Source organism: Nocardia miyunensis NBRC 108239, assembly GCF_001613065.1.
GTDB lineage: Bacteria > Actinomycetota > Actinomycetes > Mycobacteriales > Mycobacteriaceae > Nocardia > Nocardia miyunensis.
On sequence record NZ_BDBQ01000133.1, the window covers coordinates 1 to 12,371 of the forward strand.

The 12,371-nt window shown below is 69.0% G+C and carries 14 protein-coding genes and 1 pseudogene; 3 read left to right on the top strand and 12 right to left on the bottom strand.

Going from position 1 to position 12,371, the window contains the following annotated elements:
• The 5 genes and pseudogenes from NM2_RS43920 to NM2_RS43940 all read right to left on the bottom strand — a co-directional run.
• Nucleotides 1-239, bottom strand: a pseudogene (locus NM2_RS43920) (aminotransferase); the annotation flags it as partial.
• The gene (locus NM2_RS43925) at nucleotides 236-1,678 is read right to left on the bottom strand and encodes an aldehyde dehydrogenase family protein (RefSeq protein ID WP_067682971.1); all 1,443 of its coding nucleotides are present in this window, start codon (nucleotides 1,676-1,678) and stop codon (nucleotides 236-238) included. The pseudogene NM2_RS43920 and the gene NM2_RS43925, both read right to left, overlap by 4 nt.
• A gap of 2 nt (nucleotides 1,679-1,680) precedes the next feature.
• A complete protein-coding gene (locus NM2_RS43930) occupies nucleotides 1,681-2,475 on the bottom strand; it encodes a creatininase family protein (RefSeq protein ID WP_067682973.1) in 795 nt (264 codons plus the stop codon).
• Nucleotides 2,468-3,250: an amidohydrolase family protein gene (locus tag NM2_RS43935; RefSeq protein ID WP_067682975.1), complete on the bottom strand. Its 783-nt coding sequence runs from the start codon at nucleotides 3,248-3,250 to the stop codon at nucleotides 2,468-2,470. Before NM2_RS43935 ends, NM2_RS43930 begins: the two co-directional genes overlap by 8 nt.
• Nucleotides 3,247-4,068: an N-acyl homoserine lactonase family protein gene (locus NM2_RS43940; RefSeq protein WP_067682977.1), complete on the bottom strand. Its 822-nt coding sequence runs from the start codon at nucleotides 4,066-4,068 to the stop codon at nucleotides 3,247-3,249. The genes NM2_RS43935 and NM2_RS43940 overlap by 4 nt, the downstream gene beginning before the upstream one ends.
• Nucleotides 4,069-4,132: 64 nt before the next feature.
• Here NM2_RS43940 and NM2_RS43945 point away from each other — a divergent pair, with 64 nt between their 5' ends.
• A complete protein-coding gene (locus NM2_RS43945) occupies nucleotides 4,133-4,615 on the top strand; it encodes a cytidine/deoxycytidylate deaminase family protein (protein ID WP_067682979.1) in 483 nt (160 codons plus the stop codon).
• 206 nt (nucleotides 4,616-4,821) lie between these two features.
• On the opposite strand, the gene NM2_RS43950 is transcribed toward NM2_RS43945, so the two are convergent.
• The 5 genes from NM2_RS43950 to NM2_RS43970 form a co-directional block, all read right to left on the bottom strand.
• A complete protein-coding gene (locus tag NM2_RS43950; protein WP_067682981.1) occupies nucleotides 4,822-5,814 on the bottom strand; it encodes an ABC transporter ATP-binding protein in 993 nt (330 codons plus the stop codon).
• On the bottom strand, nucleotides 5,811-6,578 hold the full coding sequence (locus NM2_RS43955; protein WP_169816357.1) for an ABC transporter permease: 768 nt from the start codon (nucleotides 6,576-6,578) through the stop codon (nucleotides 5,811-5,813). Before NM2_RS43955 ends, NM2_RS43950 begins: the two co-directional genes overlap by 4 nt.
• Before the next feature lie 11 nt (nucleotides 6,579-6,589).
• Nucleotides 6,590-7,399, bottom strand: coding sequence for an ABC transporter permease (locus tag NM2_RS43960; RefSeq protein ID WP_157121856.1), 810 nt, complete (start codon nucleotides 7,397-7,399; stop codon nucleotides 6,590-6,592).
• Nucleotides 7,381-8,454 (bottom strand): extracellular solute-binding protein, encoded by a 1,074-nt coding sequence (locus NM2_RS43965; protein WP_084532232.1) that lies wholly within the window; start codon nucleotides 8,452-8,454, stop codon nucleotides 7,381-7,383. The genes NM2_RS43960 and NM2_RS43965 overlap by 19 nt, the downstream gene beginning before the upstream one ends.
• Before the next feature lie 75 nt (nucleotides 8,455-8,529).
• On the bottom strand, nucleotides 8,530-9,543 hold the full coding sequence (locus tag NM2_RS43970) for a phosphotriesterase family protein (protein ID WP_067682989.1): 1,014 nt from the start codon (nucleotides 9,541-9,543) through the stop codon (nucleotides 8,530-8,532).
• 88 nt (nucleotides 9,544-9,631) lie between these two features.
• Here NM2_RS43970 and NM2_RS43975 point away from each other — a divergent pair, with 88 nt between their 5' ends.
• Nucleotides 9,632-10,291 (top strand): GntR family transcriptional regulator, encoded by a 660-nt coding sequence (locus tag NM2_RS43975; RefSeq protein ID WP_067682991.1) that lies wholly within the window; start codon nucleotides 9,632-9,634, stop codon nucleotides 10,289-10,291.
• Nucleotides 10,292-10,388: 97 nt separating this feature from the next.
• Entirely contained in the window at nucleotides 10,389-10,991 is a 603-nt protein-coding gene (locus NM2_RS43980; protein ID WP_067682993.1) for a cysteine hydrolase family protein, read from the top strand.
• Nucleotides 10,992-11,142: 151 nt separating this feature from the next.
• Here NM2_RS43980 and NM2_RS51135 read toward each other — a convergent pair whose 3' ends face one another.
• Together NM2_RS51135 and NM2_RS43985 are read right to left on the bottom strand one after the other, a co-directional pair.
• Entirely contained in the window at nucleotides 11,143-11,271 is a 129-nt protein-coding gene (locus tag NM2_RS51135; RefSeq protein ID WP_218026113.1) for a fumarylacetoacetate hydrolase family protein, read from the bottom strand.
• A 111-nt stretch (nucleotides 11,272-11,382) separates the two neighbouring features.
• The gene (locus tag NM2_RS43985; protein WP_067682995.1) at nucleotides 11,383-12,366 is read right to left on the bottom strand and encodes a hypothetical protein; all 984 of its coding nucleotides are present in this window, start codon (nucleotides 12,364-12,366) and stop codon (nucleotides 11,383-11,385) included.
• Nucleotides 12,367-12,371: the final 5 nt, after the last annotated feature.

The window sequence follows — 12,371 nt, forward strand, 5'->3', positions numbered from 1 at the left end:
TCCTCCGGCTGCGCGCCCAGCGCCGCCGCCGCGAGCCGGTACACCCCGTCCAGCCGGGGCGCGGCCTGCCAGGCCGCCTCGTATCCGCCGATCGCGGCCTCCAACTTCAGGTGCGCGACAACGGTTTCGACCGTGGCCGCCGCCGGGAGCGCGGCGCCCGCCGCATTGAAGTGGTGCCCGGTGGTGACGCCGGGGGTGCGGGCCCGCTCGTCCGCGACGTCCAGTTCGCGCGTGTTCACCACGCCACCGTGACGCTCTTGACGACGGTGAAGCCCTCGACAGCGGCGTCGCCGAGCTCCCGGCCGAAGCCGGACTGTTTGATGCCGCCGAACGGCAGCGCGGAGTTGAACTCGTTGTAGGTGTTGATCCAGACGGTGCCCGCCTCCAGTTCCGCCGCCATCCGGTGCGCTCGACCCAGATCCGTCGTCCACACACCCGCTGCCAGCCCGTACTCGGTGTCGTTGGCCATGGCGAGAGCTTGTTCGTCGGTGTCGAAGTCGAACACCGTGAGCACCGGCCCGAAGATCTCCTCGCGAGCACAGCGCGCATCCGGTGACAGGCCGGTCAGCACGGTCGGCGGTACGAAGTATCCGGGACCCGGCAACGCCGTCCCACCGGTCAGCACTGTGCCCTCGGCGAGGTCCAGATAGCTCTGCACCCGCGCCCGCTGGTCCGCCGACACCAGCGGGCCGATCGTCACACCGCCCGCCAGGCCCGGCCCGATCTTCAGTGACTCGACGATCGGCACCAGCCGCTCGAGCACCTCGTCGCGGATCGAGCGGTGCAGCAGCAGGCGGCTACCGGCGGTGCACATCTGCCCGGAATGCCCGAAGATGGTGCGGGACAGCATCGGCAGCATCCGGTCCAGATCCGCGTCGGCGAAGACGATGTCGGGCGATTTGCCGCCCAGCTCCAGGGTGACCGGGACGATGCGCGCGGCGGCGGCCGCCATCACCTCGCGGCCGACCTCGGTCGAACCGGTGAACGACACCTTGCGCACCAGCGGATGACGCACCAGTTCCGCCCCGGTGCCGCCGTCACCGGTGACGACGTTGACCACGCCCGGCGGAATGCCAGCGGCCAGGCACAATTCGGCCAGGCGCAACGCGGTCAGCGGGGTCTGTTCCGCGGGTTTGATCACGACCGTGCAACCCGCGGCGAGCGCCGGCGCGAGTTTCCACGCGGCGATCATGAACGGGAAGTTCCACGGCAGCACCAGTGCCGCGACGCCGATGGGCTGGCGCATCGTGTACGCGTGCCGGTCCGGGGCGTTCGCGGCCACCTGCCCGGCCGCTCGCACGGGTGCGCCAGCGAAATAGCGAATCGCGTCCAGTCCCAAGGCGATATCGCCGCGCGCCCGCTCGATGGGTTTGCCGTTGTCGAGGGTTTCCAAGACGGCCAGGTCCTCGGCCGCGGCGGCGACCAGCTCGGCCAGCCGGACCAGCAGGTCGCGGCGGCGTTCCGGGGGCAGCTTGCGCCACCGGCCGTCGGCGTGCGCCTGTGCCGCCGCGCGCACGGCGGCGTCCACCTCCGCCGTTCCGGCCCGGCCGATCCGGGTCAGCACCTGCTCGGTGGCCGGATTCAGCACGGGGATGAATTCGCTGCCCTCGAGCCGCTTCTCGCCCACCAGCATCGGCTCGATCTCGGCGAGCATCGGCAGGTTGATCGTGTCGGTCATGGTCACCCTCTCGGTTGCGGCCACGGTTCGGCCACCGCGGCGGCCACCGCCCGCGCGGTCGTCTCGATGCACCGGGCCATTTCGGCGGCGCCGTGTTCGGCGGTCGCCTGATCGATCTCGCGACCCCAGACCCCGCTGCGGCTGACCTGATCGGTGCGGTAGTCCCAGAAGGTGTCGACGTCGGTCAGCGAGACCACCCGGTCCATGTGCACCGCGTCCGGGTCGATGTGCAGCATCAGGGAGGTCTCGAAATAGTTGGCGTGCATCAGCGCTCGCCCGTAGGTCACCCGGCCGTCCACCTCCGGTCCGGGGTACATGGTCACGTAGGCGATGTAACGGACGCGCGCGTCGTCGTAGCGGGTGCGGAGCTTCTCCGCCGACACATCGAGCGCTCCGCTGTTCCAGGTGTGCCCGTTGAGCAGGATGAACTGCCGGATCCCGCAGCGGTACAGCGACGCGACCACGTCCTCGACGAGCAGGATCATCGTCTCGGGCCGTAGCGCGATCGTGCCCGGCAGCCCGCCGTGGGATCCGGAGACGCCGTAGCACAGCGGCGGCACCACCGGCACCCCGGTCAGCGCGGACACGCCCAGTGCGACGTGCTCGGCGACGGCGGTGTCCACACACATCGCCATGTGCTGCCCGTGCTGTTCGGTGGCGCCGACCGGGATGATCGCGGCATCGACGGTGCTGACGAGTGCGGCGGTTTCCGGCGCGGTGAGACGCTCCCAGCGCACCGGCACGCCACTGCCGCCGAGTTCTGCGGCCAGTTCCGGGGCGATCTCGGGCTCACGCATCGACGCCTCCGAAAACCTTGGCGCCCAGCAACTTCGCCATGTTGCCGCCCTCGACCAGGGCCCGGTCGGCGTCGTCGGTGATCGCCTTGGCGATCTTCATCCGTTCCAGATCGAAGTCGTGCCCCGGCCATTCGGTGCCCATGAGGATCTTCTCCGGCCCCAGCCGCCCGTAGGCGCGCCGCACATCCGACAGCAGGGTGGCGGAGGTGTCGAGGTAGATGTTGGGGTTGCGCTCGGCGACGGTGATCGCGTCGGGCACATTCCACACCGCGCCCATGTGCGCGATGATCGTCGGCACCTCCGGGAAATTCTTTGCCACGTCTTCGATCGCCATCGGGTGGCAGAACGGGTCGTCGAGCGCGTTGATCAGCACGATCAGCCCGTGCCCGCGGCAGATCCGGAACACCGGGTCGAGCAGTCCGTGATCGGAAGCGAAATAACCGTGCAGCGTCGGATGCAGTTTCAGGCCCGGCAGCCCGGCCTCGGCGATCCGCTCGACCTCGGTGAGTGCGTCGTCGTCCTGCGGGCGGACCTGGCCGAAGCCGAACAGCCGCTCCGGGAACGTCCGGGTCAACTCGATGATGAAGTCGTTCTCGATGCGCTGTGCCAGCGAGCAGACCATCGCCTTGTCCACCCCCGCCGCATCCATGCGGTCGAGCAGCCGGTGCGGGTCGAAGGGCGTGTGCGGTGGCGGCGCCTCGCCGGGACGCACCCCGGTCAGATAATCCGAACGGCCGCGAACGTTCTGGGCCGTGTTGTAGGCGTCGATGATCACTTCTTGGTCCTCTCGGTCGGAACCGGATACCTGCCCGGTCTCTGCCAGGCCCACCAGGCCGGGTCGTGTCCCGGCCAGACCTCGATCCCGTCGATCCGGTCGAGTGCGTGCAGCCGCTCGATCGCCCGCTGCGCGGCGGCGGCCAGTCCCGGGTCGGTGGTGGTACCGCATCGCCGGCGTTCGACGATGTTGGCGCGCAGGTCCGCCGCGTCGCAGGCGAGTACTACGGTGCGGTCGGGGAGGTCGATCCGGAACGACTGATGTCCGGGCGTGTGGCCGTGGGTGTCGAGTGCGGTCAGCCCGGGGGCCAGCGGGGTGTCGCCGTCGATCAGCCGGATGTCCAGACCGGGCCGGCGGTAGTCGCCCGGCGCGTACGCGTGCCGCCGGTCGGCCACGGTCGTGGCGAACGTCCATTCGCGACGTTGCACGATCACCGGCGGGCCACCGGCGAGTAGCCGCAGCCCGCCCGAATGGTCCAGGTGCAGATGCGAGATCGCGCATCCGGCCAGCAGGTTCCAGTCCAGACCGGCGTGGCGCGTCTGATCGACGAGCGGATCGCCGGGCGGCACGACCGCGGTGTAACTGTCGTAATTGTATTGTGCCGCACGGCGTTCGGGATCTCGCACGGTCGCCACGTCGAATCCGGAGTCCAGCAGCACCCAGGCGTGGCCGTAATCCACCGCCGCCGCGGTCACGGGCTCGAGCAGGAACTCGGCGGGATCGCCGCCGGCTATCGACATCGATTCGGCGATGGGTTCGTATCCCAGCACGAACCGGTGCAGCCACCGCGGAGTGCCCGCGATATCGAGCAGGCTCATGGGATCAGCGCCCCTCGCACGACCTCGCCGGGCGCCGCGGCCGTCACGGGTGGATCCTGTTCGTATGGAATCGTATCCAGGAGTTCCCGACGCCGATGCCGACCTGTGGCAGGCGGCGGTGGATGCCCTCGGCCGCGGCTACCGGCACGAGCGCCACGAGGTCGCGGCGGCACTGCGGACCCGGCAGGGGCGCGTCTACACCGGGCTGCACCTGGCCGGATCGGCGGGCCGGTCGTCGATCTGCGCGGAGGGCATCGCGCTCGGCGCGGCGCTGACCGCGGGGGACCGGGAGGTGGAAACCGTTCTGGCCGTGCTGTATCGGCCGGTGGGCACGGTCCGGGTGATCGCGCCGTGCGGGGTCTGCCGGGAATTGCTGTACGACTACTGCCCGGATGCGGCCAGCTACGTACACGACGGACCGCCGTCGCCGAGCGCTGATCGCGATCCCAGCGAAATCGGTTTCACCACAGCCGAATTCGCTGCGGGATCCGCACGCCGGGTACTGGTGCGGGATCTGTTGCCGGGCAAGAATCCGCGTGCCTGGTGAAGGCATCCGGAGCCGCGATGCCGTCCGGGCTGAGCCGGACGCATTGCGGCTCATGATGTTTCGCTCATTGCGTCGGTGCCGAATTCGCTGCGGTATCCGCACCACGGGTGCTGGTGTGCGATCTCTTGCCGGGTGAGGATTCGTTCGCGTGGTGAATGCCCCGGGAGTCGCGATGTCGGCCGTTTCGAGCCGAATACCTATGTGGCTCATAGTGTCTCGCTCACTGCGTCGGTGAGGATGTGCGCGGTCTCGGTCCGGCAGTCCAGGCCGATCGTGTCGCCCTGGGCGACCCCGGAGGTGTCGGCCTGCGGCGGCAGGCTGACGATCAGCGTGCCGAGCGTCGCATGCTCCACCTCCAGCCGGAATCGCGAGCCCTGGAACGTTTTCGACCGCAGCACTCCCTCATGGGTGGCGCCGGAGCCGTTGGCCAGCCGAAGATCCTCCGGGCGCAGCACCGCCAGCCCGCCGGGCACCGGGATCAGGTTGGCTTCGCCGAGGAAGGTGGCGACGAATGCCGACGCCGGTCGCTGGTAGAGCTCCTCGGGTGTGCCGTACTGCACGATCTCCCCGTTCGCCATGATCGCCACCCGGTCGGAGATGGTCAGCGCCTCGGCCTGATCGTGGGTGACGGCGATCGTGGTGACGCCCACCTCGGCCTGAACCCGCTTGATCTCCAGCTGCATGGCCTCGCGCAGCTGCCGGTCCAGCGCGGCCAACGGCTCGTCCAGCAGCAGCAGTCCGGGCTCGGCGGCGAGCGCACGGGCCAGCGCCACCCGTTGCCGCTGGCCGCCGGACAGTGCGGCCGGGGTGCGGTCGCCCATATCGGCCAGCCGGACCAGCTCCAGCATCCGCTGCGCCGTCGCCCGCCGCTCACGTTTCGGCCGACGCCGGGTGAGCAGCGGAAACGCCACGTTCTCCGCGACGGTCATATGCGGGAACAGGGCGTAGGACTGGAACACCATGCCGATATCGCGGTCGTGCGGCTCGAGATTCGTGACGTCCCGGTCGCCGAATCGCACCCGGCCGCTGTCCGGCCGCATGAGCCCGGCGATCACGTTCAGAGTCGTCGACTTGCCGCTGCCGCTCGGGCCGAGCAACGTGATGAACCGGCCCGCGGCCACATCCATGCACACACCCCGCAGGACCTCGTTGCCGCCGAGGGTGACGTGGATGTCGTCGAGCCGCAGGGGCACCGTCACGTTGCTCTCCTTCGAAGTAGTCCGGCGCCGCCCAAGATGACGAGCGCGAGCACGGAGACCACCGTCGAGGCGGCGGTGAGCTGGGGAGATATCGCCTCACGGGAGGCGTCCAGCATTTGCAGCGGCAGGGTGTACTGCCCGACGGGCACCAGGTACACCGACAGCACCACTTCGTCGAAGGCCGCGTTGAAGGCGAACAGCGCGCCCGCGGCGATGGCGCCGGTCAGCAGCGGCAGTTCGACCCGCCGTACGATCGTCGGCCAGCGCGCGCCCATCGTCGCCGCCGCCGGCCGCAGGGCCGGATCCAGGCGCGCGACGCTCGCGTTGACCACCACGAACACCAGCGGGAACGCCAGCACGGCCTCGCCGAGTATCAGCGGGATCAGCGAGTCGGCCAACACCGGCACGCGCTGTACCAGATTGTGCAGGCCCAGGGCGTAGGCGATGACCGGTACCGCCACCGGCGCGACGAACAGCGTCCGCAACAACCGGCCACCGGTGCGCATCCTGGCCACGGCCAGAGCGGCGGCCGTGCCGAGTACGGTCGCGATCACCGTTGCCGCGCCGGCCACCCCGACCGACAGCCAGAACGCGCCGGTCCAGGTGCTGTCGGACAGCAGCGCCAGATACCACTGCGGGGAGAAACCCCGCGGCGGGAAGGTGAGGAACTGCCCGCCCGTCCACGAGGTGGCCAGCAGCAGCACCGAGGGCAGCAGCAGAAATGCGGCGAGCAGGCCGCCGAGCACGATCAGCGGGACACGCATGCGGCCGAACATCACTGCCACCGCTCGCTGACCCGGAACAATCGGTCGGCCACCAGGTAGATCACCATCGCGACGCCCAGGAGCAGCACGCTCATCGCCGCCGCCCAGTCCTGTCGGTCCGCCACGCCGAACTGTGCGTCGATCAACCCCGAGACGGTCATCTGATTCGGCGATCCGAGCAGTAGCGGGGTGACATAGACCCCGAGCGACATGATGAAGACCAGGATCCCGCCGGCGACGATCGATGGCCGCAACTGCGGCAGCACCACCGCGCGCAGCATCAGCAGTGGCCGGGCGCCGAAGACCTGTGCGGCCTGCAGTTGCTGCCGATCGATCCGGCCGAGCGCCACGTACACCGGCAGCACCGCGTACGGCAGCATGACGTGGACCATCGCCGGGTAGGGCGCCAAGGCGGTCTGGTAGATCGCCAGCGGCCGCCCGCGCAGCCCGGCCAGGTGCAGCAGCCAGTACAGCCCGCCGGTCGGCAGTTCCAGCAGCATCCAGGCGAAGGTGCGGACCAGGGTCGAGGTCCACATGGTGAGGAACAGCGCGCCGAGCAAGATCGCCGCGATCGGGCGCGGGGCGGCCGAAATCGCCAGCGCGTAAACCGTTCCCACGATCACGGCGAGCACGGTCACGACCACCGCCATCACCACCGTCCGCACGGCTGCCTGCTGGAAGACGCTGTACCCCAGCACATTTCCGAGCGATCCCGCCGCGACGGGCAGTAGCAGCACGAACGGCGCGAGCAACAGGACCGCGAGGAATGCGACGGGCGGCGTCAGCAGCCAGCGCATTCCGGCTACGCGCTGGCCAGCCACTTGGTATACCGATCGATATAGGAGTCGTAGACGGTGGCCAGGGCGGCGGCGTCCGTTTTCAACGTCACCTTGGCGTTGTCCGGACTGTTCGGCACCATGGCCAGGTCCTTGCTCGACATGTGTGCGAACGCCGCCTCGTTGCCGGGGCCGTAGCCGGTGCGGGCGGCGAAGTCGGCCTGGCGCTTGCCGTCGGTCATCCACTGGGCCAGTGCGAAGGCGTTGTCCTTGTTCGGCGACTTCTTGGCGGTGATGAAGATGTTGGGATCCTGCAGCGCCTGGTTCATCACGATCCTGGTGTCCACCCCGCGCTGCCGCAGGCCCACGAACAGCCCGTGCGGAGCGAAACCCAGTGCGGCGGTGCCGGATACGAGGAACTGCTGAACCTGCGGGAACTCCTTGTAGAAGACCATGTGCGGCCGCAGCTCCTGCAATTTGGCGAATCCGCGGTCGAAGTCGAGAGGATAGAGCTGGTCCGGGGCGACGCCGTCGGCGAGCAGCGCCGCCTCGATGGTGCAGTCGAAGGCGTAGGGTCCGCCCGGCCACGCGCGCTTGCCCGGGAACTTGTGCACATCCCAGAAGTCGGCCCAGCTCTGCGGACCGGTACCGGGGAAGGTGGCCGGCAGGTAGGCCTGTGCATAGGCGACGATGAACGATCCCCAGGCGTACTCCTGGGCCTTGCTCTCGATCTGGTCGTTGCGGGTCACCCCGGCCGGCAGCGCCTCGATCGAGGAGTGCCGCAGGGACGAGTAGAGCTCGTAGATCGCGGCGGGGATCGCGTCGTAGGGCCCGGCGGCGCCCTGTTCCATCTGGGCCTGAATCGCGTCGGCGCACAGGGTGGTGGTGACCTTGTTGCCGGTGGCCGACTGAAAGGAGTCGAAGAACGCCTTGGCCCGGGCGGTTCTGGTGGTGCCGCCGAAGTCCGCGATGGTCACCTGACCGCCGCTCTTCGAGCCGCTCGAGCCGCACGCCGCGAGCAGTCCGGCCGCGGCCATCCCCCCAGCGCCAGTCCCGGCCCTCCGCAGGAACAACCGTCGGGACATCGGATCCGAGATCATGGGCGCTCTCCCTTGCCGCAGCTATCTTGGATCCATAATTTACGAGTGTGGATCCAATTATGGGTTGCGGCCGAGTTACATCCCTGTCACCACCGGACGGTCGAGCAGCCGTCGTGGGACCTGCACGAGCATGGTCGCCAGTTCGTCGATGCCGACGCCGCGGCTCCGCAGCGCGGGAACGATGCGCCGGACCAGATGGCCGTACCCCATCCCGCCGAAGTGGCTGAGCTGCGTCTTCGTCCACACCGAGCAGCCGAGGGCGATCCGGTCCGCGAAGCCGTCGGCCAGGAGGGTGCACAGCACGTCCAGCCGCTCGGCGTCGGTGGCGTCCTTGTAGCCGTCGCGGTAGTAGGCCTCGTTGCCGAAGCACCATTCGAGGGTCGCCCCGGCCGCCGCGAGATCCCGCAGATAGGGCACGTCCAGGTATTCGTCGACGTTGCCGAAGACGACCCGGTCCGCGGCGGCGCCCTCGGCCCGCAGTATCTCGAGCACCCGTGGGCCGTGCCGGCGCGCAGGCGAGAGCCGCACACTCACCGCGGCGCCGGTCCGCGCCGCCACCCGCCCCGCCGCGCGCAGTACGCGGTGCTCGGCCGGGTCGATGTCATCGCCCGTGCCGATGATGCCCAGCAGTCCCGCCCGGAAGCCGGTTCCCTCGATCGCCTCGGTCAACGCCGTGTGAAACAGCCGATCCAGATCGGCGTCTCGCAGCCATCGGGGATGTGATCGCGCGAGGTAGGCGCCGTATCCGGCGACGATGTGCAGGCCGGAACGGCGGGCGATCGTGGGCAGGTCGGCGTAGCGGGGAGCCAGCCCCCAGCTGGTCAGCTCGACCAGCCCGCGCTGGCCCGCGGCCACGGCCGGAGCCAGTTCGGCGACGGCGAGGTCCATATCGTCCAGGACCAGGTTGTCCTCGAGGCCCAGCAGGTTCCATCGCAGGAATCCGAGATTCGCCATCGTCACCCGGCGGTCGGCAGGCAGTGGTTCGCGGGCCGGCGCGGTCAGCACGCGCGCGTCCGCGAGCAGATGCTCGTGCATGGACGTCACGCCCACTTCGGCGGCCTCGATCGGGCCGAGAACCGTTTCGATCATGAAACGACGTTAGTGGAAGGCCCTGGGCCCGGTCGAGATTATTGGATACGATATCTATGAAATGAATCCACTTATCCCAGGGGGCTCGATGGGCACCGCCGACGAAGCGCTCGTCGACGACATCGCCGACCGGATCCGTGTACGGATCATGAACGGGGAGATCCCGATCGGCGCGCCGCTGCGGCAGGCCGCGCTCGCCGCCGAGTTCGGTGTGAGCCGCACACCGGTGCGGGAGGCGTTGCGGCAACTACAGAACGGCGGTCTGATCACCATGGCGCCGAACCGTGGCGCGGTGGTCCGGGTACCCGCGCCCTGGGAGGTTCGATACGCCTACGAGGTGCGGGCCGAACTCGAGGGCCTGGCCGCGGCCCGCGCCGCCGCGAATCTCACCCACGCCAAGATATCCGAGCTGCGGCGGCTGGACGACGTGCTGTGCGAGGGCTCGCACACGGCCGACGCGAACGACGCGTTCCACACCATCATCTGCGATTCCGCCGCCAACCCGTGGCTCACCTCGATGGTGGAGCGGATCAACGAGAGCTTCCCGCGCAGCGTGTCCCGGCTCGCCGCCGCCGACGACGAGAACTATCGGCAGAAGAACGTCGAGCAGCACGAGCAGATCCTGGAGGCGATCGTCCTCGGCGATGCCGAACTGGCCCGGGCTCGGATGCGGTCGCACATCATGAGCGCGGGCGACCACCTCGCCTCCTGGTACGAGCGCCGATCGGCGACCGTCCTCCGGCACTGACATCCCGTCTGGCCGGTCTGCGGGGGAGCCCGGAACACGATATTGTATCCAATCAGTGAAGTGATGGATGCAATATGCTGAGGAACGAGCTGAGGGAATGAACATCGTAGGCCGATCGGTCCTGATCGTCGTCGACATCCAGGGCATCTTCAACGGGCAGCCCGGTGCGCCGAGCGGCATCCCCACGATGGGCGGCGCCGCACAGCGGCTGCCGGGCGCCATCGCGTTGGTCGAGGCGGCCCGCGCGGCCGCGGTCCCCGTGATCTTCATCCAGGAGGTGCACAAACCCTCGCTGATCGACATCGGCCGCGAACTCGACGGAGCCGAGGGGCCGCACGCCATCGAGGGCGACCCCGGTACGGAATTGGCTTCGGGACTGATTCCCGCACCGGAGGAATTCCTCATCCGCAAGCGCCGGTACTCCGCCTTCTTCGGCACGGAGCTGGAGATCGTCCTGAAGGCGTACAAGGCCGAGACGGTGTTCCTGATCGGCGGACTCACCGACGTCTGCATCCACTACACCGCCGCCGACGCCCACCAACACGACTACCACGTCCGTGTGGTCACCGATCTGGTCGGCGGCTCGTCCCACGCAGCCCACCGGTCCGCCCTGGCAGCGATCGAATACCTCCAGCGTGACGCACTCGTCACCAGCGACGAGGTCACCGAATACTTCACCATGGTGGCCGGGAGAGCCTGATCAACGGACCTCGAGCCATCTCTGGGGAGACCACGTTGTTGCGCTGACGACCTAGACCCCGGACCGCTACTTCGATTCGGTCGCCCGGCGCGAGTGCGATTCGCGGGGTGCGGAAGTCGCCGGACCCGCCGGTGTGCCCGTCAGGATGACGTCACCGGGGGTGCAGGGTGAAGTACGTCGACAGATACGAGATCAGCTGCGCGACGGGGAGGACCATGTCGGCCGTCGTGCCGTCCTGAACCGCGATGTCGTTGTGCCAGGTGCGAATTCCGATCACCACCCGCGGCTCTGCCTCCCAATCCGCCCTCGTCGTCAGCGCGGTATCGACGACGACGTTCGTCGCGGGGACCGATCACGCTGGACGAGAGTTTCGGGAACAGGCCCGACGCGCTCAGGATTCGTGGCCGACGGTGAGTTGTCCGCGCAGCAGCGCGGCATTGCGGACGATCCCGTCGGGCGGGGCGGTGGTGCCGCCGTCGGTGGTGATGTACACGACGGTGCCCGCGTCGCCCGGTTCGCGGCCCCAACAGGCGCTGGAAGGGCCGGCCAGCGTCGGGTCGAACGGGTCACCGAGGAGGTGACGTACCTCGCTGCCGTGGCGCGGGGCGAGGGGGACGCGGTCGAGGGTGTTGGCGCGGTGACGGGTGACGTAGGCGAAGCCCGCGTTCTCGTCGAGGCAGAAGTCGTCGGCGTTATCGATGGCCGCGACGAATTCGGCGGTGCCGGACGGGTCGAGCGTGCCCGGATCGACCGGCACGCGCATGAACACCTTCTGCGCGGTCGAGGTGTAGTACAGGTAGCCGGTCTTCGCGCCGTAGCGCACGCCGTTGACGCCGGGCTGGGGCGGCCACGGGACCTCGCTGTCCGGGTCGTCGGCCATGGTGTCGTGCTCGAGCCAGATCCGGGCGGTCGCCGTGTGCGCCCCATCGGTCAGGTCGACGCGCCAGATGAGGCCGGCGAAGCAATCCGCGACGGCCAGCACGCCCGGACCGAGCAGGCAACTGCCGTTGAGTCCGCGCACCCGGTCCCCGAAGGTGAGGATCACCTCCGGGGTCACCGAGTCCCCCGGGGTCCAGCCGTTCAGGTCGAGCCGGACCAGGTGGGATTCGTGGGTGGTGTAGGCCTCGGTGAGGCTGAGTACGAATACGTCGGGTTCGACCTCGACGATCCCGGTGACCGGATGCTCGAATTCGTGCACGAGCGCCGGCTCGGTGAGTTCGCGGGCCGGGCCGGGCACCTGCCACAACTGCTTCTGCGATACGGCGGTGATCAGCACCGAGCCGTCGGCGCGCACCGCGAGGTTCTCCAGGAAGTACTTCTCGGGAAAGTAGGCGATCGGGGTCACGGTGATCTCGGGCAACGGTGCGAGGGCCATCTCGA